Consider the following 24,224-nt stretch of genomic DNA (forward strand, 5'->3'; position numbering starts at 1 on the left):
CGAAAAATTGCGCAAAACCCTATAAAAGGCCGTAGTTTTGCAGTCCCGAGAAATGAAAGGTATGGCAAACTTATCACACGAAGTACAAGAAAAAAAGACAGATAAAGAACTTTATAGCTATCAGAAAGGAGCAATTGAACAAGTTTTTGAAAAATTTGATAGTGCTCCCGATGATTATCATCTTCTTTACCAACTACCAACAGGTGGAGGGAAAACAGTAATATTTTCAGAACTGGTTAGGCAATACTTAAAAAACCACAATAAGAAGGTTTTAGTAATGACACACCGTGTAGAACTTTGTAACCAAACTTCTAAAATGCTTACAAGCTTTGGGGTAGTAAACAAAGTGGTTAATAGTACTGCAAACCTTGATGATCAAGATGAATACGTTTGTTTTGTGGCAATGGTAGAAACTTTAAACAACAGATTAAATGATGATATGTTAGACATATCGGACGTTGGATTAGTTATTATTGATGAAGCACACTACAACTCTTTTAATAAATTATTTAAGTTCTTTAATAATTCTTTTATACTTGGTGTAACAGCAACACCGCTAAGTTCTAACAAGAACTTACCAATGAAAGATAATTATGATGAACTAATTGCAGGAGAGAGTATTGGTTCACTTATAGAAAATGAGTTTTTAGCGAAAGCAGAGGTTTTTCAGTATGATATGGGACTTACTTCTTTGGAAGTTGGTTCTAATGGAGATTACACCGTTAAATCTTCCGAAGATTTATATTCTAGCCCAGCTATGTTAGAAAAGCTTTTAGATGCATATAAGAAGCACTCTAAAGGTAAAAAAACACTTATTTTTAATAATGGTATTAATACCTCTATACATGTATATCACACTTTTGATGCTGCAGGTATAGCGGTAAGACATTTAGATAATACTGCTACAAAAAAACAACGAAAAGAAATTCTTAATTGGTTTAAAGAAACACCAGATGCCGTATTAACATCGGTTAGTATTTTAACTACTGGTTTTGATGAGCCTACAATAGATACTATTATATTAAATAGAGCAACAAAATCTCTTACCCTATATTACCAAATGATTGGGCGTGGTTCTCGTATCTTAAATAACAAATCTTCTTTTAAGGTTATTGATTTAGGAAACAATTATTACAGATTTGGGCCATGGGGAGCAGATTTAGATTGGCAAACTATATTTAACAATCCTAATTTCTACATGGATAGATTGCAGGATGATGAGGATATAGAAGCCAACTTTAGGCATGAAATGTCTGAAGAGGTTAGAGCAGAATTCTCTAAGTCTGAAGAGGTTTATTTTGATGTAAAAGCAACTTATATTAGTGCAACTTCTAATGGAGAGTCCTCTAAAGTTGTTTTAGAGCGGTCTATTGCCCAACACGCATATATTTGTATAGAAAACAGTGAAGATGTTTATGATGCCTTAGGTTTAGCTAAATTACTTACGGAAGATATAAACAATAGAATACAAACCTATGCTAAATGCATAAGTAGAAGTACTTTTAATTTTTTACATTGGTTAAAAGACGATTACAAAAAGAAATTAAATGCTTATTTAAGAGCAAACTTTGATACTGTCTTTGAAGAGATTCATGGCTATCCACCAGAAGATTAATTTTTCTGTAGAAAACATAAAAGCTCCTTTAAATCTTTTTAAAGGAGCTTTTATATTTTTAGTCACTTTTCTAACATCTTTTTTAAATAAATGACATTTTAGGATATTTTTTACGTAATTTTCATGTTTTCAGTTAAAAAATAACCAATAACTACCATATGCATGCATTCAGTATTCAAGAGATAAATACTATTTTATCTGGTGAATTAATAGGAGATACTTTAAAAAAAATTACAGGTCTAAATCAATTAAAAAACGCTACTCCAAATCAAATAACTTTTATTGGGAGTAAAAAACACACAGCACTTTGGAAAGACTCTAAAGCTTGTGCTGCCATAGTTAGTGAAAACATCCATGTAGCTCCTAAAGATAATCAAGCGGTTATTAAAGTAAAGTGTGCAGATTTAGCAATGGCTAAACTATTAGGTGTTTTTAGCCCAGAGCCACCTGTTTTTGAAAGTGAAATACACCCTACAGCTGTTATTCATAAAACAGCTACTATTAGTAAAGGCGCACAAATTGGAGCAAATAGTTATATTGGAAAAAATGTTACAATTGCAGAAGGCGTAATAGTATATCCTAATGTTAGTATTTTTGACGATTCTGAAATTGGTGCAAATACTACAATTTGGTCTGGAACCGTAATTAGAGAACGTTCTATAATTGGTGCGCATTGTATTTTTCATAACAATGTAAGTATTGGAGCAGATGGTTTTGGTTACAGACCAAGTGAAGACGGCAAAGGCTTAGTGAAGATTCCACATATTGGTAATGTTGTAATTGGTAATTATGTAGAAGTTGGTGCTAATTCTTGTATAGACAGAGGCAAATTTAGCTCTACTATTCTTGGAGATGGTTGTAAAATAGATAATCTAGTACAAATAGGCCATAATTGTGTTTTAGGACGTTGTTGCATCATGGCCGGAAGTAGCGGACTTGCGGGTTCTGTAACTTTAGGAGATGGTGTAATTATAGGAGGTAGTGCCTCTATAAATGACCATACCACCATACACGCTGGCGCAAAAGTAGGTGCTGGTTCTGGTGTCGTTAGCGATGTTCCTGCTGGGAAAACCGTTTTAGGGTATCCCGCTTGTGATTCTAGAGATATGCTTAAACAATGGGTAGCGCTTAGAAGATTAGTAAATAAGTAAACTTAAAGGGTTTAAAATCAGGTACTATTATATCTTTTTATTTATGTAAACTTGCACTATAATGTAGCTATCTTTGCAAAAATTTAGTGTATGCAATCTTTTAACGATTTTAAAATAGGAACACCATTACGCAATGCTATTGCAGACATGGGGTTTACCCAACCAACACCAATACAATCTAAAGCTTTTCCAGTAATTATGTCTGGTAAAGATATGATTGGTATTGCGCAAACTGGAACAGGAAAAACCTTTGCATATATGCTTCCTGTGCTAAATACATTGCCGTATTCAGAAGATATTCATCCTAAAGTTTTAGTCATAGTTCCTACTAGAGAACTTGTCTTGCAAGTAGTAGAAGAGATTGAAAAATTTACCAAATATAAGAATGTAAGAATCCTTGCTATGTATGGTGGCACAAATATAAATACCCAAAAAATGGCAGTAATGCAGGGAACAGATATTATTGTAGCTACACCTGGCCGTTTATATGATTTGGTTCTAAGTAGAGCTTTACAGCTTAAAATGATTAAAAAATTGGTGATAGATGAAGTAGATGTAATGCTAGATTTAGGTTTCCGTTTTCAGCTAACAAATATTATGGATTTGCTTCCTAAGAAAAGGCAAAACATTATGTTCTCGGCAACAATGACCGATGAAATTGAAAACCTAATAACCAATTTTTTTAAAGATACTCAGAAAGTGTCTGTTGCATTAAGCGGAACGCCATTAGAAAACATTTCACAAAATTGTTATGAAGTTCCTAACTTTTATACCAAAGCCAATCTTTTAGTAGATCTTCTTCAAGATGCTAAAGTTTTTCATAAAGTGTTAGTATTTGTTTCTAATAAGAAAAGTGCAGACCGTTTGTTTGCTGTTTTAGAAGATATATATAGTGAAGAAATATGTTTAATTCACTCTAACAAAACACAAAATTATAGAATACGTTCTATTCGCCAGTTTGATGAGGGTAAAAACCGAATATTGGTAACTACAGATGTTATGGCTCGTGGTTTAGATTTAGATGAAATATCTCATGTCATAAATTTTGACACCCCATCTTTTCCTGAAAATTATATTCATAGAATTGGTAGAACAGGTAGGGCAGAGAAAAAAGGAAATGCTTTATTGTTTTACACTCCAAAAGAAGCAGAAGATAAAGAGGCAATAGAGAGTCTTATGGATTTTTCTATTCCAAACATTCCCTTTCCAGAACATATAGAAATTTCTGAAAAGAAAATTCCAGAGGAAAAGCCTAAAGTAATGGAGCCTAACAATCCTATTAAAATAAGGGATGAAGATGCTCCAGGTCCAAGTTTTCATGAGAAATCAGAAAAAAACAAGAAAACTAACCAAGGAGGGTCTTACAAAAGAATCATAGAAAATAAGTACAAAAAGAGAAAAACAAAAGGAGATAAAAACTATAACAAAAGAAACAAACGTAAATAAGTTTCTAATTTTAAATAGTTTTATTGGATATATTTTATGAGTGATAAAAAAGATATAGAAAACCCTAATAGTATTAGTGAGTCCGAAATAGATAAATGCATTTCTGTCCTAGAACATTTAATTAATAATACCAATGAGATTTTCGAAATTTCTAAGGAAAAAAGAACTGCTTTATTAAAAGCCTCGGGTAAATTATCTAGGCCTAATAGAGAAGAGTTTTCTAGAAGAAAAAAAGATGCCAAAAAAGCACAAAAAAGGAAACAGGCTGCAAGAGATAAAAATGCTCGTAAAGTAACCGGAATCCGTAGTGCTAGAGAATCCGTAGTTTTTGTAGCTCCTAAGCTATTACCAGAAGCAGAACTCAAAGAAAAAGACTTGCAGGAATTAGAGTCACCTAGAAACTGCTATGTATGCAAAACACTTTTTACACAATTACATCATTTTTATGATACTATGTGTACCGAATGTGGCGATTTTAATTATGCAAAACGTTTTCAAACCACAGATTTAGCAGGGCAAGTAGCTGTTATTACCGGTTCTAGACTAAAAATTGGCTATCATATTACCCTAATGCTTTTACGTGCGGGAGCAACCGTTGTAGCAACCACACGTTTCCCTGTAGATTCTGCCTTACGTTTTTCTAAAGAAGAAGACTTTACGCAATGGGGACATCGATTAAAAATACATGGATTAGATTTAAGGCATATTCCAAGTGTAGAAATCTTCTGTAATTTTATAGAACAAAAATATGAACGTTTAGATATTTTAATAAATAATGCTGCACAAACTGTTCGTAGACCCGCAGGTTTTTATAAACACCTAATGCCTAATGAAGAGTTAGCTATAGAGGAATTACCAAAGTATGCTGCAGATTTATTACAAGATCACACCAATTGTTTAGCAGAATTAAAGCAGTTAAGAACTACCGCTTCTCCTAATCAAAATATGCCCGTAACGTGGCATGGCCCGGAACCAGGTATTGGTATTCGTGCTTCTGCAAAATTATCGCAAATACCCTATAGTTTTGACAATTCTTTGCAGGCACAAGAAGTTTTCCCTGAAGGAGAATTAGATGCCGATTTACAACAGGTAGATTTACGAAAAACAAACAGCTGGAGGCTTAAACTAGGGGAAATAGAAACTACCGAAATGATAGAAGTGCAATTAGTAAATTCCGTAGCTCCTTTTGTACTTTGTAATCGTTTATCTGAAGTAATGAAGAAAGACAATACTGGTAAAAAACATATTATTAATGTTTCTGCTATGGAAGGTAAATTCCATCGTTTTTTTAAGGAAGATAGGCATCCACATACCAATATGGCAAAAGCCGCTTTAAATATGCTTACGCATACTGCTGCTGGTAGTCTTGCTAAAGATGGTATTTATATTAATGCTGTAGATACTGGTTGGGTTACCGATGAAGACCCGGTAGAATTAGCAAAGAAAAAAGAAGAATTACACGATTTTCAGCCTCCTTTAGATATTGTAGATGGGGCAGCTAGAGTAATGGATCCATTAATTGATGGAATAAATACTGGCAAACACTGGTCCGGTAAGTTTTTAAAAGATTACCATCCAATAGATTGGTAAATGAAAAAAATAGTATCTAAATTTTTAAAACGTATGCTTACAGTTATAGGAATAATACTAGTGGTTATATGTATTGGCGTGGCTTTATTTGTGAATTTAAGCCCAGAATTTGGAGGTACTCCTTCCAAAGCTCAAAAAGAAAAATTTACAGCCTCTAGTAATTATAAAAAAGGGACTTTTATAAATTTAGGGGATGTAAAAATGAATATGAGTTTTAGCAATTTTACCAAAATGTTAAAGCTATATTTTAGCCCGCAACCCAACACAATTCCTAAAAAAGATATAACTGTTCAAAAGATAGATTCTGTTGCTATTGCAGAATATAAGGAGCAAACTAGACTAGTTTGGTTTGGGCATTCTACTTTTTTATTGCAAATGAATACTAAAAATATCCTAATAGATCCAATGTTTGGAAAGGTGCCTGCACCACACCCAATGTTAGGAAATAATAGGTTTAGTAAAGAGTTGCCTATAGAAATAGAAAAATTACCAAAGATTGATGCTGTTATTCTTTCTCATGACCATTATGATCATTTAGATTATGGCTCTATTCAAAAACTAAAAGGAAAAGTTGCTCACTTTTATACACCTTTAGGTGTTGGTGCACATTTACAAGCCTGGGGCGTGTCTAAAGAAAATATTACAGAACTAGATTGGTGGCAAGAAAATACTTTAGACGATTTAAAATTAGTTTGTACCCCTGCACAGCATTTTTCTGGTAGAGGTATTAATGACCGTGGAGCTACCTTATGGAGTTCTTGGATAATACAATCTGCAACAGAAAACATATTCTTTAGTGGCGATAGTGGTTATGGCCCTCATTTTAAAGATATTGGAAATAAATATGGTCCTTTTGATATAGGTTTACTTGAATGCGGACAGTATAATGAATTATGGAGTGAAATTCATATGATGCCAGAAGAAACTGCACAAGCTGGTATAGATATTAAAGCAAAAAGCATAATGCCAATACATTGGGGAGCTTTTAAACTTGCTATGCATTCATGGACAGATCCTGTAGAGCGAATTTTAAACAAAGCCAATGAACTAAAAATAAATACGATAGTTCCTAAAATTGGAGAACCTATTTTTTTAGACAAAAATCCTAAGAATTCTCTTTGGTGGAAGAATGAATAGTAAGCAAAGTAGAATTTTTTACTAGAGTAACTTCGCCAGGTTTCATTTGTTCTAAATGCACATCTCCAATTCTAACACGTATTAATCTAAGGGTAGGAAAACCAACAGCTGCTGTCATTTTACGTACTTGTCTAAATTTTCCTTCTGTTATGATGATACGTATCCACGAATTTGGACGGTGCCTCCCTAATCGTATGGCAGAATTTGGTAATGGTAATTCTGGGTTTTCTATTTGTTTTTGAACACTACATGGCTTTGTTGTATATTTTTTGCCAGAAAAACCTATCTCTACACCTTTTGCAAGTTTGGTAATAGCCTCGCCTGTTATTTCGCCATCTAATTGTGCTAAATATTCTTTTTCAATTCCTGATTGGTTAATAGTATCGCTCCATTTACCATTTGTAGTTAACAATAATAAACCTTCCGATTTTTCATCTAACCTTCCTACAGGCATAATTCCATCAGGAAAATCATAAAGCGCTCCTAAAAATTGTTTTTTTCTGCTTTGCTTTTCGTTATTAGACATAAACTGACTAAGAACACCATAAGGCTTGTATAGTTTTAAAATAAAATCTTCTTTATGTACCATAAATTAAAGCAGCAAATTTCAACAATTAAAATAATATAACACGCTTTTAAAAATCTACATTTATATTTTGTGAAGCAATTTTGCCTTACAATTATTAAAATAAATTGGATAAGCAAATACTACTATTTCCTAAAATTACCCTAGTTACTCTCTATAATACCGTAGGAGCACTTATCTCTTTTTCTAATTTTGCAGTATAAAAATAAAACAAAATAGTATGAAAAAAAGTGCATTAATTATAGGAGGAAGTAGTGGAATAGGAAAAGCTACAGCTAAAATATTACTATCACAAGGGGTTCACGTACACGTTGTAGGTACTAATGAAGAAAAACTTAAAAATTTTGCCAATGAAGAAGATGGTTCACTAGAAACGCATAAAGTTGATATTACAAATTCTAACGATGTTAAAGAACTTATTAGTACCATTGACAAACTAGATAATTTAGATTATTTAGTAAATGCATCTGGAGTGTTTGGTCCTAAAGCTTTTTTAGACCATACCGAGGAGGATTACAATCGTTATTTAGACTTAAATCGTGGCTTCTTTTTTATTACACAAGCTGCAGCAAAAAAGATGACAGCAACCAAAGGAGGAGCAATTGTAAACGTTGGCTCTATGTGGGCTAAACAGGCAGTAAAAGCAACTCCTTCTAGCGCATACTCTATGCAAAAAGCTGGTTTACATAGCTTTACCCAACATTTAGCAATGGAACTTGCTGATAGTAATATTAGAGTAAATGCAGTATCTCCTGCAGTGGTGCAAACTCCTGTTTATGAAAGTGTGTTTGGAGGAAAAGAAGAAGCTCATGAAGCTTTACAAGGATTTCATGCTTTTCATCCAATTGGTAGAATAGGAACTTCTGAAGATGTTGCCAATACTATAAATTATTTATTGTCGGACCAAGCTGCTTGGGTAACTGGTGCCATTTGGGATACCGATGGCGGAGTAATGGCTGGTAGAAATTAACATCTTATAAAACTATAAAATACAGGACTATGTACAGCATGAATCATTTAAGTAAACTACCTCGGGGTAATCCCACGAGGTAGTAGATGAAGAATTAGCATTTATTACGACGCAAGCGTCGGAGCATTTAAATCTCGATTATCGAGTAAATTGGGCGATTTAGGAAAAAATGCAGAAATTGCAATGAAAGCTTTTCAGGAGTTTGATAAAGTAGCATTAGAAGATGGTGCTATTCCTAAAAAATTTAAAGAATTAATTGCTATAGCAGTAGCGCTAACTACACAGTGTCCTTATTGTTTAGAAATACACAAAAAGAAGGCTGTAGATACTGGAGCCTCAAAAGAAGAACTTGCTGAAGTCACCTTTATAGCAGAAGCTTTACGGGCAGGTGCAGCAGTAGTTCATGGTACACATATTATGTAAGACTTGCATGAAAAGAGTAAAATTTGTTATTATAGGAAGCGGAGTCTCTGGTTTACTAACAGCTAATAAACTGTTACAAGCTGGAGAGTCTGACTTTCTTATTTTAGAAGGTAGAGATAGAATAGGAGGTAGGGTGTTTACCAATAATGGTATAGACATAGGTGCTACTTGGTTTCAAGGGCATCATGTATATTTATCACAATTGCTTAAAGAACTTAATATTGCTAGTTTTAATCAATACAGTGCTGGTAAAAGTGTGCTAGTATATAATTCCATGGCTCCTGCACATTATTTTAAAACAGATAGTTCTGCTCCGTCTGCACAAAGAATTGTTGGTGGTTCTACCTCTTTAATAAATGTACTAGCGGAAAAAGTAAAAGATAAAATAAATTATAACTGCAAAGTAAAACAGCTAACAGAAAAAGAGGATACTATTGTAGTTAAAACAAATACAAACCATTTTATAGCATCTAAAGTAATTAGTACTATTCCTCCAAAATTGGCCACAGCATTACTTTACGAACCAGAATTGCCAGAGAAGCTTAAAAAAGTAATGGATAGAACACATACATGGATGAGTAATGCTATAAAAGTAGGTATTTCCTTTAAAACTCCTTTTTGGAGAGAGAAAGACTTATCTGGTACTGTTATTGGGCAAATTGGTCCTGTTATAGAATTATATGACCATTCTAATGCAAATAATACGGAATTTAGTTTAATGGGTTTTGTTAATGAAGGTTTAAGAGGTACATCTTCAGAAAAAAGAAAATCGCGTATTCTTTCCTACTTAGAAACCTATTTAGGAGAAGAAATAAGAGAGTATACAAACTATATAGAAAAAGATTGGTCTAAAGATAGATGCACCTCATGCCAACACCTAAACTCTGTATACATGAGCCCTGAATATGGTAATAAAGTGTTTAATACCACCTATTTTAATAACAAATTACTATTTTCGGGTACAGAAACTTCTGCTCATTATGGGGGGTATTTAGAAGGTGCTGTGTATAGCGGTTTACAAGCAGCTAAAATAATAATGAAAGAAACACTCTAATGAAGAATGAGCAAAATAAAGCAATACCACTTACATAAAGAAAATCCTGAAAAATTACAATTTGGGGTATATGATTTAGAAACCTATTTAGAAAATAGTGGTACACATGCTTTAAAGGCTCATTCACATAGTTATTATCAAATTATATGGATACAAAATACAGGAGGCACCCATTATATAGATTTTAATGGCTACCCTGTAAAAGAAAATTCATTGTTTTTTATCAATAAAAATCAAATTCATTATTTTGATGCTGAAGCAAGACATAAAGGTGTTTTAATACATTTTAATGACAGTCTTTTTAGGCCTACCGATTTAGATATTTTTTTAAAATACCAAGTGTTTAATAATTATGAAAGACCATCATATTGTTTAAAAGAAGCCTCTCTTACTTTAATTAATTCCTATATAGATTTAATTAATCTGGAGCTAAATAATGAAAATGCTTTTGGATATCAAGAAGTTATAAGGTCTTTAGTGAAGTCTTTACTAGTTATTTTAGAGCGTGTTCATAATAAAGAAAACACATCAGATGTTGGTTTAAACCATCCATATACAAATCAATACATTCAATTTAAAGAACTTATTGAAGAGTACTATAATCAAAATTATAAGCTTGCAGAATATGCTTCTATTTTAAATATATCTACAAAAACGTTAACTACTATTACCAAAACTATGGCAAATACATCGCCCGCTGCTTTAATAGCCGAGCGAATTATTTTAGAGACAAAACGTTTACTTGCGTTCACATCCTTAAAAGTAAATGAAGTTGGTTATAAACTTGGTTTTGACGATGTGTCGTACTTTGTAAAATATTTTAAAAGACACATGAATCAATCTCCAACAGAATATCGAAATCTTTTAGAAAAAACAACAAATAAATAACCTCGTGAGCTTTTACACGAGGTTATTTATCCTAAAATTCTAGAGGTAATATTTAAGTAATTACGCCTTAATTACCGAATAAAGGTTAATTCTTAAAAAGAATAACTTAATTGTACCATGCTAGCTCTTGGCAATACAGGAACTACAACAAAACTTGCATCTGGATTATCTTGAATAAATTCTTTTGTAACACCATTAGCACTAGCTCCAAAACTATTTGCTCCAAAGAAATTAGCCAAACCTTCAGAATTAAACAAATTAGTAATTAAAAGGTTAGCTGTTAAATTCTTTGTAATAGAATATCCTGCTCCAAAATTAAAAATACTATAAGAATCTAATTGAAAAGCATTGGCTACATTACCTTCTCTTTTACCCATAAATTGCCATTTTAGAAAGGTGTTAAATTTATTAGTAGTATACGCTGTACCTAGGTTAAACATACTTGTTGGGTTAAATGGTAAATCATTACCAGAATAGTCTAGGATTATATCATCATCTGTAGTAACAGAACCTGCTGCATCATAAATTTTCCAATCGGTTGCTTCTGCTTTTTGTATAGTTCCACCAAAAGAGAAATTTAAATGAGTAATAGGAGAATATAAAGCTTCCCATTCTAGACCAATAGTAGTAGAGGTATTAAATTGAACAGGGGTATAGAAAACAGTATTTGTATCTTCATCAAACTCAAAATTAGAAGTGCCTATATCACTTAACTCACTCCAAAAGGTGGTAGTTTGTAATGAAAAATCTTTAGTATTCCATTTAAAACCCAACTCTGCTTGTTTAATTCTTTGTATTTCTCCTTTATTAGGAATTTCTATATTAGAAAAGTTATTAAAGTAATAGTTTAACTCTGGTGCCTTGTTCCCTTTAGAAAACCTAGTAAATAGAGCCATATTATTTGATAAAGAATAATTAACACCTAAAGAATAAGAAAGGTATTCATAATTAAAATCAAAAGTATCTTGTTCCCCTGTTGGAGCATTTACACTATTGTCATAACTAGTTGTAGCATCCCCATCTATTCCACCTGGACTTGTAAAAGGAGCATATCTATCTTTACTACCGTCATGATTTATAGTTTCCCATCGTAAACCTAAATCAAACTCCAATTTATCACTTAAAATAAAACGGTCACTTGCAAAAGCTGCAAACTGACTTACATCTGCTCTGGCATTTACAAAAAACAACCCTCCATAATTACTTAATCCATTAGCATCTGATAAAGCCTCTACAGGAGTATTAGGGTTTTCTAATGTTACTCGTAACATTTTTGGATTAGGTTCATAGGTTACAAAGCCAAATGTTCCTTGTGTAAAGGTTTTTGTTTCTGCCAATCCTAAAGCAACACCAAAGTTAATATCATGTTTGTCAAGTTTTTTTCTAATAGTAAGTTGGTCTATAAACTCTTTAGAAGTATTGTCTTTATACCAGGCAGAAGTACCCATAATAGCATCGTTTGGCAAAGTACCTTCGCCTATATATTGAAAAGGTTCCCCTGCTAAAATACCGCTATTATCTATACGAGCTAGTTCTTGACCAGAGGCTGCTTCTTTAAAAACAACCTGCCCAATAGGGAAAGGAGATCCAGTAATAAAATAAGCTAAAGGATTACTTAAAGAAACAAAAGCATTACTTATACTTGTTTGCCAATTTGCAATTTTATTAGAAAATTTGCCATTATTACGAATAGACCAATTGTTTCCTAATTCATAATTTATATCTACCCCAAAAGAAATATCTTGCACTTTTACACCTTGCGAAGGGTCAAAGCTATTGGTTTTGTTGTCTGAAATAAACCTTCCATCTGGTATACTGCCAGTATAAGCTGGCATTAATAATGCTGTGGAATTAAAGTCTTGCCCAAAGGCTGCTTGTGGGTTTTCCCAATTGGTAGCAGCAACACCAGTATACCTATTAGTCTGATCACTAAGGACTTTTCCATAGAACTTAAAAGAACCATTTTTAGTCTTTTTAATAAGGTTGTATTTTATTTGCCCCCCTTTTCCAAAAGTAAAATCAGTATCTCTAATTCCTTCGTCTCTTCTATAATGTCCGCCAAAATTAAAATACCAATCATTACCAAGTGCTCCGCCAATAGTACCCTCCACTTTATATAAATTATTGTCGCTATCTTGTAAATTACTACCCAATCTAAACTTTCCAGTTATTTTTTCGTGAATCCCTTGGGATATAAAATTATAAATACCTCCAGGTGCATTTAAAGCAGTAATAGCGCTACTACCACCAGTAATGGCTTCTACTCTTTCTGTTGTTATATCTACTCTATGAAATAGGTCTGGACCATAATACGAGTGTTGTACTAAACTAACTGGCAAACCATCTTCTTGTAAAGATGCATAATACCAACCCATATCATCTTCCGCAGAAGCAGAAATTCCTCTAGAATATACTCTTGTAAATACTTCTCCTGCAGAAGCATCTACAAAAGTACCAGGAACTTCACTTAAAAGGTCTGCAGTACCTCTAGGAATACGATTATTAATAGTTTTAGAGGAAACTACAGAAACTGTAGCAGCACTAGACAATAAGGTTTTAGGAGCAAAATTCCCCGTAACAATTACATTATTTAAATACAATAAATCTTCTTCTAGAATAAAATTAAACGTATTATCCCCATCAGTAACTTTAATAGATTGTGATATTGTTTTATACCCTAAATGAGTAACTGTAAGGTTGTAATCTCCCGTTTTTACGTCTGATAAAAGAAACGCACCTTTAGCATCCGAAATTATAGAACTATTCGTTGCTGTTATGCGTATTGTAGCTCCTACTAATGCATTTCCTTTGGTGTCAGAAATAGTACCGGAAATACTTTGCGCAAATGAAAATTGAACAAATAAAAAACTACATAAAATAAGCACTTTTGAAAAATTCATAAAAATAAATATCTATTTGGTTAAAACTAAGAATATAAAATTAATGCTACTCCTAACATAATACCTATTAGGGGAATAAGCTTTTTTCGTTTATTTTTTTCTTTAAAAACAATACCGCCAATTAAAACAGCTATAAGTATTTGACTTCTTTTTATGGCAGACAATAGCATTATTAAAGCTTCTGGGTCTTGCAAGGCTTTAAAATAAAAATAATCTGCTGTTTGTAATAAAACACCAACAACGGGAATAGTCCAACGCCATTTAAATGCTTTTCTTTTTTCTTTATTAGGAAACCACGTAATGGTTAGTATTATTAAAAGAATTAAAACGGTATACCAACAAAACCAAAATTGTAAAGTTTGCGGAGCTAAATCTTGGTATTGAATTAAAAATTTATCGTATAAACCACTAGAAGCACCTAAGAAAGTAGCTCCTATAATTGCAAAAATCCATTTATTATTTTTAAAATTTATACCTTCTTTTTTACCTACTCTAGAATATAGAAGTACAGAAAATATAATTAGAAAAAAACCAATCCATTGTAAAAAATTAGGACTTTCTTGGTATAAGAATATGGCACCTATAAAAGTAAAAAATGGCCCTGCAGAACGTATTGGCGTAACAATGGTTATGGGTAAATGTTTTAGTGCTTGATAAGCCAAAAGCCAAGAAGAAGCCATAATCATAGATTTTATTACTATAAAACCATGTACTTTCCAAGAAATATTGGCAACATAAAAACCTATTTTTTGCATAAATTCTGGAGATGTTACAGAACCAATGTAAAATGGTAACAACAATAAAAAGCCAGCAGTTGTAGTGCCTAAAAGTACTGGAAATACTTCATTCCCTTGTACTGCATGCTTTTTACATAAATTATGTAATCCTAAAAATAAAGCCGATAAAAGGCCTAAATACATCCACATTCGCGCGAAGATACTTTTTTGAAACGTATTTTTTTGTGTATTTAAACCTAAAAAAGCAACTATTCACGAAAACTTTTCATACCATTTAATTACTAATAAAATACAGTTATTCAAAGGGTTTTATAAGATTAAAAATCTATTTTTTTTATAAGAACATCTAACTTGCGTTTTTTTACGTATAAATGTATAATTAAAACCATTATATGAACCATAAAAGGCTTACCAACCCCTTTTTATTTGGCTTAGTAGTAATTTTATTTTTTTCTAGTGCTTTGTCTGGGCAAACGCAACAGTATTCTGGCCCTTTTACTATTGAAAAATACGCTGGTATTGCTGAATATAATTATTATTTAGTTTCTAAGGATACTGTTTTAGAAGGCAATTTTAAAATGTACCGCTCTAATCTAGATTTATTAATAAATAAAGAAGATTCTTCCTTTTTATTTGAAGGTGCTTTTAAAGAAAATTACCCTACTGGAGATTGGATTTTTCAATTTGGCGATTTTAAAACAGATAAAAGTTCGCAACTAGTAAATTACCAATACCGAGTAAATATTAATGGTATTCAAGAAGAAGCAAAAGGTAAAATTAAAGAGGGTAAACCAGACGGTTTATGGGTATACGCAGTAAATCATATCAAGGACTCTGAAATAGAAAAAACTACTTTTAAAAGCTCTATTGCATTTGATAAAGGAATTCCACAAAAAGATTTTAGTATAGAGAATGAGCAAAATACTCTGGTAGGAAGGTTTTTAAGAAATGGATTAGCTCATGACCAATGGTCTTTATTTTCTAGTAATGCCATGGGTACTAATGAAGATTGGAATTTTTCTGATGGTATTCTAAAAACCATTCAAATAAACGATTCTAGAAATAAAAGTATTCCAATTTATACACTTAAAAATAGTAATACAAAAACTATACATTTAGATAAACGCTATTTAAACGCTATTCAATTACAAATAGCATTAAATGGTGAAGATTCTATTTATCATGGAAATATAGAACAGTTATTAAAACAAAATAATGACTACTATAAAAAGATAGATGGGATACTTTCGCGCCTAGGAAAATCTACTTTTTCACCAGAGCTAAAAGTAAAAGTACCTTATTACCCATTAGATTCTGTAGAAGTTGGTTTAGTAAAAACTATTGTAGAAAAGAATAACGCTTCAAAAAAAATAAGTGAATCTTTATTACGTAATACACAATTAAACATTTTAAAGCTCTCAGATTCTGAGTCTTTTTATTATTATAATGTTATAAATGAAATCACTAATACGTTTGTAAATCCTATAACCAATTTTGTTTCTTACAACGAGCAACAAATAGTAGAATTTGTTCCAAGAGAAGCTGTTTTACAGAGTTTATGGAAAGGTAAAATTCCTTTTCCCAAAACAATAACTGTAGCAAATGATGTAAACAAAGAAGAAAGCAAAAAAACATATGAACTTCTTACCGAAAAAGAATATTCTTTTGCTACATCTAGCAGTTTAGAAAAAATTGCTCTAATAGCTTCTAATGTAGAAAAAAGCTTAGTAGATATTCAAGAAATAGTAGTAAATAAGCTAACTAAAGAACAAAGGCAACAAGAACTTATAAGTTTAGAGGAAACATTAATATTGGATAATAACCTATTAGCTAATTACATAGATTCTACAGCTAATACAATCCAAAAAAAATATGTTCCAGCTTTACAAAGTATTAAAGCTAAATCTAAAGAACAACTTAGTATTTATGCTACTGTAAAAGATAACGGACTTAAATTAGAAAAAGCAAAATCTATTCTCGCCTGTAATAAAATCTATTTAGAACTAGCTAAAACTACAGCTAGTATTCCAGTAAAAGTAGACAGTCTTCAAAAAATATATATAGATAAAATTTGGAATCCTTTTACGGCTACTTTAATGGATGAAGTAATAAAAAAGCAAATAACTAATGCTTATGAAAAAGTAGTAATTCCTCATTTTTTAGAGCAAGTAGAAAGTAACTTAGATTGTATACAAGCAAAGGAATTAAATACACAAATTATTGCAACGCACAAAGACGTATTTGCCTTACGTAATAAAGATAGTCATAAACTAGAGCGCAAATTAAAGAAAGAACAAAACCCAAAAACTATAATGGAGTTGTTTCATAATTACGCAAATACCAAAGATCACTAAGTATGAAACAGTTTATGAAAATTTTTACAAGTGTTTTGGTTGTTTTAATTTTAGGCATTACCAATACTACACTAGCACAAGAAACAGAAAAAGTATTACCAAAAGAATCTAAATATAAAGAACCCTCCACAAAGACATGGATAAATACATACGGTAATATTCGTATTTCTAAACGTCTTTTTTGGGTAGCGCAAACGCATTTTAGATTTGCAGAAACAGAAGATACTCCTTTTGTTGGCCAGGTAGCACAAATATATAACCGTCATGCCATTGGGTATTTACACTCTAAAAAGTTTAATGCAAGTTTAGGTGGGGTATTACGCCTTAATTTTAATACAGATGAAAGTTCTACGGATCGTAATTTAGTTCCAGAATGGCGTATATGGCACCAATACCAATTTGCGGTACCATTATCTAGTATGATGATTTACCATAGATTGCGTATAGAACACCGATGGACACAAGGTTTTGAAGAAAATAGTAACTATACATTTAGAAATAGATGGCGTTATATGTTTCGTTTAAAAATTCCGCTAAATAATCATAAACTAAAACCTAAAACTTTTTACGTAGCTCCTGAAACCGAACTAATTATGCAGAGTGGAAAATCTGTTGTAGCTAGCCCCATGGAAGATTTAAGGATTACAACAACCCTAGGTTATATTTTAACTCCAAGATTAACTGTAGCAGCAGGTGCCATGTATTCTCAAGGGCAAAGTTTAAGTAACGGAGGAGAGTATAAACAAAGTTGGGCAATTCGTTGTCACCTTTATTTTTCTCCTGATTTTAGAAAAGTACGTAACAAACTACCAGAAATACATTTGGACGATTAAATCCTATGAAAATGAAAAGCAAACAAACTATTTTATATATACTACTGGCAGCTAGCGTAATAACTTCAATCATTTTTATTACAAAAACAGTAAGCACTCAAAAAAAACTAGAAGAGAGTATTGCAGCACAAAAAGATTTACAAAATAGGGTAGAGGTACAGAATAATATTCTAGAGGCCGATTCGCTACTAGTAAAAGGACAATATAGCCAGGCTTTAAAAGTGTATGATGCACAATTATCTAATAAAGAACAATTTAATAAAGAACTAAAACTTAAAATTGCTTTAACCAATAAACTTCAGGCTTTAGGAGATAATTTACCTGCTAAAACAAAAGAGTTTATTCCTGAAAATATAGATTCTTTACAAAACGCAAATAATGCTAAAACAAAACTATTTACTAGAGAAGTAGATTCTTTAAATTTTGCATTAAAAAAAGCCAAAGTACAAGTAAACCGCATGCGATCGCAACTGCAAGATAATTCTTTAGGAGCATATTTAACTTTTAAGAGTAAAAAAGGAAACTACATTCACTACGTTGGTAAAGTAACTAACCAAAAAGCAAATGGTTATGGAATAGCAATTTTAGATTCTGGTAGCCGCTATGAAGGCCAATGGCAAAATAACCAACGTCATGGCGAAGGTGTTTTTTATTGGAAAGATGGGGAGCACTATAAAGGGTCTTATGAAAATGATGAAAGAAATGGAGAGGGTACTTATTATTGGACAAATGGCGAAAAATATGTGGGCCATTGGAAAGGAGACAAGCGCAATGGACAAGGTGTTTTTTATAACAAGAAAGGAGATATAATTACACAAGGAATTTGGGAAAATGATAAGTTAATAGAACAAAAAAAATAAAAAATATATTCTAGAGACTCCAATAAATACTTTCGTAGTATCTTCTTAATTATTAATTTTTACCTAAATTATGAGACAAACTCAAAATTTAAACTACTTAAAAATTAATATCAATGAGAAAAATAGACCAGCTATTAGAAGAATATGGAGAAAGTCATCAAACAAAATTTAATAGAATAGTACATTATTTTTGCGTTCCTGCTATCTTTTTTAGCCTCATTGGTTTATTAGCATCTATCCCAACAGGAAATTTACTAACCGAAATTATCCCTAGCTCATTATTACCGTATGCGCATATAGGAAGCATTGTAATTATATTTGGATTGCTATACTATTTAAGACTGTCTATTCCTTTATTTATAGGTATGTTACTTTTTTCTGCTTTAGTATTATTTGGTATAAATCAAATACAAATTTTAAATATAGCACCGTTTTGGGTTATAATGCTTGGTATATTTATAATCGCCTGGATTGTACAATTTGTAGGGCATAACCATGAAGGAAAAAAACCATCTTTCTTAAAAGATATTCAGTTTTTAATGATTGGTCCTGCTTGGACAATGAGTCATTTGTTTGAGGCTGTTGGAATAAAATTTTAAATTACTTTATTTTAATCCTCGTTTCATCTTTAAGTTGCCTAATAACAAAAGAACTTTGCAAATTAGATACTATTTTTAGTTGTGATATTTTATCTAGAATAAACTCTTGGTATTCTTTCATATCTCGAAGAACTATTTTTAGTAAATAATCATAAGCACCTGCTATATAGCATACTTCTTGTACTTCTTCTAAAGTGTTAATGTACGTCTCAAATTCTTTAAAATAATCTTCTTGATGTTTTGCTAAGGTAACTTGGCAATACACTACTAAGTTTATATTAATACTTTCTGGATCTATAAGTGCTACATATTTTTTAATAATACCACTAGCTTCAATTCTTTTTATTCTTTCGTGCGTTGGTGTAATAGATAAATTTACTTTTTGCGCAAGTTGTTTTATAGACTGTTTACCATCTTCCTGAAGTTCATTAAGTAGCTTTTTATCAATAGCATCTAAAGTTTGCATAGTAGTTTTTTCTGTTTTACTTTAAAATTCAAATTACAAATAGAATATTTTTTTATTATGAGTTATAAAATTAGAATAATATTTCAATATATAGCATATTACTAATTTTATAATTCTAAAAAGTACCTTTGTATAAGAAAATAATAGTATTATGAATGATAGAATAAAAGGTATCTATGAGAGAATAAGCGCTAATTCCGAAAGCTTCTTGGGATACCCATTAGCCAAAGATTTTTCATACCAAGAATTTGCTCCTTTCTTAGATGTTTGTCTTAATAATATTGGAGATCCAGAATCTCCATCAACACTTGCTATTGACACAAAAGATATAGAAAAAGAATGTGTTGCTTTTTTTGCTGATATATTATCTACAAACGTAAAAGATGCATGGGGTTACATAACTAATGGCGGTACAGAAGGGAACTTATACGGACTCTATTTGGCAAGAGAAACCTTACCAGATGCTGTTGTGTATTATAGTGAAGCTACGCACTATAGCGTAAAAAAGAACCTGCATTTACTCAACATAAAAAATATAGTTGTTAGAAGCCAGCCAAATGGCGAAATGGATTATGATGATTTAGACCAAATTCTAATGCTAAGAAGAGATAAACCAGCAATTTTCTTCTTAAATATTGGAACAACAATGACTGAGGCTATAGATAAATTAGACGAAATAAAACGCATTATTAGAAAATATGCCATAAAAAACTACTACATACATTGTGATGCTGCTTTTTTAGGTTTAATAGCCCCATTTATAGAACCAAAACCTAAATTTGACTTTGCAGAAGGTGTAGATAGTATTTCTATTTCTGGGCATAAATTCATTGGTGGCCCAATACCTTCTGGGGTAGTACTTGTAAAGAGAAACCATAGAAATAGAATAGCAAACTCTATCTCTTACATTGGTGCTATGGATACTACTATTACGGGTTCTAGAAATGCTCTTACCCCATTATTTATATGGTCTTTTATACAAAAGTATGGTAAACAAGGTTTAATAGAAAGAGCAAGAAACTCTCAAAAAGTAGCTGCATATACCGAGAAAAAATTAAAAGAAATAGGAATAAATGCTTGGCGTAATAATGATGCTCTTACAGTGGTATTAGATAAACCATCTGATACTCTATGCCATAAGTACCAACTTGCTAGTGAAGATGGTATTGCACACATTATTTGTGTTCCTGGTATAGAAAAAGTACAAATAGATTTATTTGTGGAAGACTTAAAAAGAGAAAAACAACAGTTAGTAGCGCAAGAGTTGGTATAACACCTGTTCTATATTTTTTTTTGAATTAGCATTAAAAGGAGTGTAATACCCTCATTGTAAATTTTTATAATGAATAATCGTATTGCATTCCTTTTTTTATCTAAACAAACGAAATAATCTATATGTTACAATAACTATTTCTACTTTAGTATTTTAATTAGTCTATTTTAAAAATTGTAATGAAAAAAAAATCTAAGATATTTTTAGTTTTAACCGTACTATTTTTGGGGCTACTTATCTATTTTAATTATTTTGCTGCTGCAGGTGCAGATGGTTTAAGTACTTTTTTTCCTATTATTGGGGCACTAGTTCTTTTTGTTTGCTCCCTAGTCGCTTTTCTATTTAGCTTTTTTACAAATTCTATTAAACTACCAATTTCAATTATTATTCTTGGTGCTTTTGGGTGTCTAGCAACAGTAGTATATTTTAGTTTTGACTATACCTCACAACATAAAGAACAGGTAGAAAATAATAAGAAGTGGTTAAAAACAAAAAACTTTAAAAATTTAGAAAACGGCATTAGTTTTCAATTTGTTTCTGGGAGTATTAATGAATATGTGGGAAATACTCCTATTGTAAATGATATAAATATATCTATAGAAAAGGAGACAATAACTGTTCCTTCGGAATTCTCCTATTCGCCTTCAGATATTATACATAAAGAGGTGAAAAATAGCACCATAACCTTAAAAGAACATTTAAAAAACATATTTAGCTCTAATAACGTTCTTTTAGAATGTGATTTAAAAAATGTAAGCAACTCCTATTTTAAAAATCTTCCTAAAGAAAGTGAAATTTATAAGGTAGAATTTTCTGGAAAAAATGAGCGCTGTAGAAAAGCAATTGTAAATAATTGGCTTCCTACATATGAAAATATTCCACAAGAAATTTTCTTTATATCTAAAAGTAAAAAAGCAAATTCGTATCTTATTATTTTTATAAATGCTCCTATAGCTAGTATATCTGCCAAGGTAGATAAAATGGGGACTTCAGATGTTGAAACTAAAAACAAATGGTATAACACAATTTCTTTCTTATAGATAAAAATTACATAGTTTTATAAAGCATGAACTTTATTACAAAAAGAAAATTAAAAATTGTTAGGGACTATATTATTGGGTGGACACTAGCATTCATTTTCTTATCTATTGTTCGTGGTGTGGGTACTATAGAGGTTAGTTCTGTACAGTTTGAGTTTTGGCACTCTATAACCATATCTATAGTATTTGGTCTTACAATTGGGAGTCTCTCCGGAGTTGCACAATTAATTATTGAAGAAAAATTATATCGAAGAATTTCAATTTTAAAATTAACGCTTCTTCGTTTAATTTCAATTATAATATTGTTGGCATTAATAATTGTTTTTGCTCATTTTATTGTTACTACTTTTTTAGGAGAAACTAAAGGACTAGTAGCATTTGCAGGGGAATCTGGCAGTTTTGCAATCTATTTTTATATTATAGTGGTAGATTTATTTTTGGGCTTTCTAAGGCAAATAAATCTTATGCTTGGAGAACAAAATTTAAAAAAATACTTTCTTGGAAAATTTTATACGCCAAGAGAAGAAGAACGTATTTTTATGTTTTTAGATTTACAATCTTCTACAACTCATGCCGAAAATTTGGGGCATATTAAGTATAGTAAAATGCTGCAAGACTGTTTTATAGATTTAGGAGTAGTAGTAGAAAATGAAGCAGAAATATACCAGTATGTAGGAGACGAAGTAATATTAACTTGGAAATTAAAAGACGGTATTAGAGCTAATAATTGTATAAACGCATTTTATAATTTTAAGCACCAACTATATAAAAAAGAAGCATACTATTTAAAAAACTATGGTGTACTTCCTTTTTTTAAAGCAGGGTTAAACTCTGGTATTGTTACAGTTACCGAGGTTGGAAAGCATAAAAAAGAAATTGCTTATCACGGAGATACTATAAACACTGCAGCACGAATACAAGAAAAATGTAATACCTACAAACAAGAGATGCTTATATCTCAAAGCTTAAAAAATACTTTAAATACCAATTTATATACTTTTAATAAACTTGGAAGTGTTCTTTTAAAAGGAAAAGATAAGGAAGTTCTTATATATTCTATTGCAGAAAACAAATAGGGTAGTAGTGCTCTATATTCTTCATTATAATATCTTTGCTAGATTAAATTATTTGGAAGATGGATTTAAGGAGGGCTATTTATTTTATGATGCTAAGTACCATAGCTTTTGCTTGTATGAATGTGCTAATTAAGTATTTAACAGCCTATGATACTTTTGAGCTTGTTTTCTTTAGATCTTTAGGTACCTTATTTTTCACTTTTGGTATTTTAATTCATAAAAAAATTCCCATTTTAGGGACCCATAAAAAATTACTAGTTCTAAGAGGCGTAGTGGGGGTAACTTCTATGTCTCTCTTCTTTTTAGCAATACATTATATGCCAGTAGGGTCGGCAGTTGGGCTACGGTATATTTCTCCTATTTTTGCGGCCATATTTGCTATTTTTATGCTAAAAGAAAAAATAAAACCTGTACAATGGCTGTTTTTTCTAATGTCTTTTGTTGGCGTTATTGCTTTAAAAGGGTTCGACAAAAATGTTTCTATTCTTGGTTTTGTTTTTGCTATTGCAGCTGCTGCTACAAGCGGATTAGTATATACTATTATAAGAAAAATAGGGGATAGGGAACACCCCGTTGTAATTGTAAATTACTTTATGTGCATTGCTACCGTAGTAGGTGGTGTATTAGCCATTTTTAATTGGAAAACTCCACATGGTATAGATATATTACTGTTATCTAGTCTTGGTATTTTAGGGTATGTAGGACAATTATTTATGACCAAAGCTTTTCAGATTGGAGAAACCAATATTATTGCTCCAATTAAATATATAGAAGTAGTATTTTCTATAGTTGCAGGAATTGGCTTTTTAAATGAAGAATACACTATTTTAAGTATTGTAGGTATGCTACTAATTATAACTGGAGTGTTATTAAATATCTGGTATAAGAGAAAATATAGTACTATACGTACTTAACAATAAAAAGCTACCATATATAAAATATTTTATACCAGTTATACAAAAATTAATGCGCCACTAGTAAATGCGTTCTATATTTAAATACTTAAAATAAAGAATGGTATGGAAACTAATTTTACACTCATTAATCTTTTTTTAATACTTAGCCATACCATAGCATTTTTTAGTATTCTTATCATTAGTTTTTCTATGTACACACAAAGGAAGAAGAACAACATAAAAAAGTAATACTTATATTTTCTATTTTACATAATATAAATTATAGTACATTAATAGTGAATTTGCGGATAGACCTTTTTCGGTCTATTT

At 31.3% G+C, this 24,224-nt stretch carries 21 protein-coding genes; 17 read left to right on the forward strand and 4 right to left on the reverse strand.

Features of this window, described 5'->3' with window-relative positions:
• The first annotated feature begins 61 nt into the window (after positions 1 to 61).
• The 5 genes from Q0820_RS05450 to Q0820_RS05470 all read left to right on the forward strand — a co-directional run bounded on the left by Q0820_RS05450 (position 62) and on the right by Q0820_RS05470 (position 6,939).
• Positions 62 to 1,615 carry a DEAD/DEAH box helicase gene (locus tag Q0820_RS05450; RefSeq protein ID WP_298485862.1) on the forward strand — a complete coding sequence of 518 codons (1,554 nt, stop codon included), beginning with the start codon at positions 62 to 64 and terminating at the stop codon, positions 1,613 to 1,615.
• Positions 1,616 to 1,773: 158 nt separating this feature from the next.
• Positions 1,774 to 2,766, forward strand: coding sequence for a UDP-3-O-(3-hydroxymyristoyl)glucosamine N-acyltransferase (gene lpxD, locus Q0820_RS05455; RefSeq protein WP_298485864.1), 993 nt, complete (start codon positions 1,774 to 1,776; stop codon positions 2,764 to 2,766).
• 90 nt (positions 2,767 to 2,856) lie between these two features.
• Entirely contained in the window at positions 2,857 to 4,212 is a 1,356-nt protein-coding gene (locus Q0820_RS05460; RefSeq protein WP_298485866.1) for a DEAD/DEAH box helicase, read from the forward strand.
• 36 nt (positions 4,213 to 4,248) lie between these two features.
• Positions 4,249 to 5,802, forward strand: a complete 1,554-nt coding sequence (locus tag Q0820_RS05465) for an SDR family oxidoreductase (RefSeq protein ID WP_298485868.1) — start codon at positions 4,249 to 4,251, stop codon at positions 5,800 to 5,802.
• Positions 5,803 to 6,939 (forward strand): MBL fold metallo-hydrolase, encoded by a 1,137-nt coding sequence (locus tag Q0820_RS05470; protein WP_298485870.1) that lies wholly within the window; start codon positions 5,803 to 5,805, stop codon positions 6,937 to 6,939. It begins immediately after the preceding gene.
• On the opposite strand, the gene Q0820_RS05475 is transcribed toward Q0820_RS05470, so the two are convergent.
• Positions 6,908 to 7,528: a pseudouridine synthase gene (locus tag Q0820_RS05475; RefSeq protein ID WP_298485871.1), complete on the reverse strand. Its 621-nt coding sequence runs from the start codon at positions 7,526 to 7,528 to the stop codon at positions 6,908 to 6,910. The genes Q0820_RS05470 and Q0820_RS05475 overlap by 32 nt on opposite strands.
• A 217-nt stretch (positions 7,529 to 7,745) precedes the next feature.
• Between Q0820_RS05475 and Q0820_RS05480 the strand changes: the two genes are divergently transcribed.
• The 4 genes from Q0820_RS05480 to Q0820_RS05495 all read left to right on the forward strand — a co-directional run bounded on the left by Q0820_RS05480 (position 7,746) and on the right by Q0820_RS05495 (position 10,860).
• Positions 7,746 to 8,495, forward strand: coding sequence for an SDR family oxidoreductase (locus Q0820_RS05480; RefSeq protein ID WP_298485873.1), 750 nt, complete (start codon positions 7,746 to 7,748; stop codon positions 8,493 to 8,495).
• A gap of 150 nt (positions 8,496 to 8,645) precedes the next feature.
• Positions 8,646 to 8,918 carry a carboxymuconolactone decarboxylase family protein gene (locus Q0820_RS05485; RefSeq protein WP_298485874.1) on the forward strand — a complete coding sequence of 91 codons (273 nt, stop codon included), beginning with the start codon at positions 8,646 to 8,648 and terminating at the stop codon, positions 8,916 to 8,918.
• Positions 8,919 to 8,925: 7 nt separating this feature from the next.
• Positions 8,926 to 9,972: an FAD-dependent oxidoreductase gene (locus Q0820_RS05490; RefSeq protein WP_298485876.1), complete on the forward strand. Its 1,047-nt coding sequence runs from the start codon at positions 8,926 to 8,928 to the stop codon at positions 9,970 to 9,972.
• A 6-nt stretch (positions 9,973 to 9,978) separates the two neighbouring features.
• Complete coding sequence (locus tag Q0820_RS05495) at positions 9,979 to 10,860, forward strand: AraC family transcriptional regulator (protein WP_298485877.1); 882 nt, start codon at positions 9,979 to 9,981, stop codon at positions 10,858 to 10,860.
• 92 nt (positions 10,861 to 10,952) lie between these two features.
• Here the strand turns inward: Q0820_RS05495 and Q0820_RS05500 are convergent, their stop codons facing one another.
• Complete coding sequence (locus Q0820_RS05500) at positions 10,953 to 13,760, reverse strand: TonB-dependent receptor (protein ID WP_298485879.1); 2,808 nt, start codon at positions 13,758 to 13,760, stop codon at positions 10,953 to 10,955.
• 26 nt (positions 13,761 to 13,786) lie between these two features.
• A complete protein-coding gene (locus tag Q0820_RS05505; protein ID WP_298485881.1) occupies positions 13,787 to 14,686 on the reverse strand; it encodes an EamA family transporter in 900 nt (299 codons plus the stop codon).
• Between the two features lie 203 nt (positions 14,687 to 14,889).
• On the opposite strand from Q0820_RS05505, the gene Q0820_RS05510 reads away from it, so the two are divergent.
• The 4 genes from Q0820_RS05510 (at position 14,890) to Q0820_RS05525 (ending at position 19,143) form a co-directional block, all read left to right on the forward strand.
• Positions 14,890 to 16,851 (forward strand): hypothetical protein, encoded by a 1,962-nt coding sequence (locus Q0820_RS05510; protein ID WP_298485882.1) that lies wholly within the window; start codon positions 14,890 to 14,892, stop codon positions 16,849 to 16,851.
• A gap of 2 nt (positions 16,852 to 16,853) precedes the next feature.
• Positions 16,854 to 17,684 carry a DUF2490 domain-containing protein gene (locus tag Q0820_RS05515; RefSeq protein ID WP_298485884.1) on the forward strand — a complete coding sequence of 277 codons (831 nt, stop codon included), beginning with the start codon at positions 16,854 to 16,856 and terminating at the stop codon, positions 17,682 to 17,684.
• An 11-nt stretch (positions 17,685 to 17,695) separates the two neighbouring features.
• Positions 17,696 to 18,544, forward strand: a complete 849-nt coding sequence (locus tag Q0820_RS05520) for a hypothetical protein (protein ID WP_298485886.1) — start codon at positions 17,696 to 17,698, stop codon at positions 18,542 to 18,544.
• Between the two features lie 113 nt (positions 18,545 to 18,657).
• On the forward strand, positions 18,658 to 19,143 hold the full coding sequence (locus Q0820_RS05525) for an Mpo1-like protein (RefSeq protein ID WP_298485887.1): 486 nt from the start codon (positions 18,658 to 18,660) through the stop codon (positions 19,141 to 19,143).
• A 1-nt stretch (position 19,144) separates the two neighbouring features.
• On the opposite strand, the gene Q0820_RS05530 is transcribed toward Q0820_RS05525, so the two are convergent.
• On the reverse strand, positions 19,145 to 19,609 hold the full coding sequence (locus Q0820_RS05530; protein ID WP_298485889.1) for an Lrp/AsnC family transcriptional regulator: 465 nt from the start codon (positions 19,607 to 19,609) through the stop codon (positions 19,145 to 19,147).
• Between the two features lie 151 nt (positions 19,610 to 19,760).
• Between Q0820_RS05530 and Q0820_RS05535 the strand changes: the two genes are divergently transcribed.
• The 4 genes from Q0820_RS05535 (at position 19,761) to Q0820_RS05550 (ending at position 23,912) form a co-directional block, all read left to right on the forward strand.
• Positions 19,761 to 20,882, forward strand: a complete 1,122-nt coding sequence (locus Q0820_RS05535; RefSeq protein ID WP_298485891.1) for a histidine decarboxylase — start codon at positions 19,761 to 19,763, stop codon at positions 20,880 to 20,882.
• 179 nt (positions 20,883 to 21,061) lie between these two features.
• On the forward strand, positions 21,062 to 21,922 hold the full coding sequence (locus Q0820_RS05540; protein WP_298485893.1) for a hypothetical protein: 861 nt from the start codon (positions 21,062 to 21,064) through the stop codon (positions 21,920 to 21,922).
• Between the two features lie 26 nt (positions 21,923 to 21,948).
• Positions 21,949 to 22,998: an adenylate/guanylate cyclase domain-containing protein gene (locus Q0820_RS05545; RefSeq protein ID WP_298485895.1), complete on the forward strand. Its 1,050-nt coding sequence runs from the start codon at positions 21,949 to 21,951 to the stop codon at positions 22,996 to 22,998.
• Between the two features lie 59 nt (positions 22,999 to 23,057).
• Positions 23,058 to 23,912 (forward strand): DMT family transporter, encoded by an 855-nt coding sequence (locus Q0820_RS05550; protein WP_298485897.1) that lies wholly within the window; start codon positions 23,058 to 23,060, stop codon positions 23,910 to 23,912.
• Positions 23,913 to 24,224 lie beyond the last annotated feature (312 nt).

Source organism: uncultured Maribacter sp. (assembly GCF_947495965.1).
In the GTDB taxonomy this organism is placed as follows: Bacteria; Bacteroidota; Bacteroidia; order Flavobacteriales; family Flavobacteriaceae; genus Maribacter_B.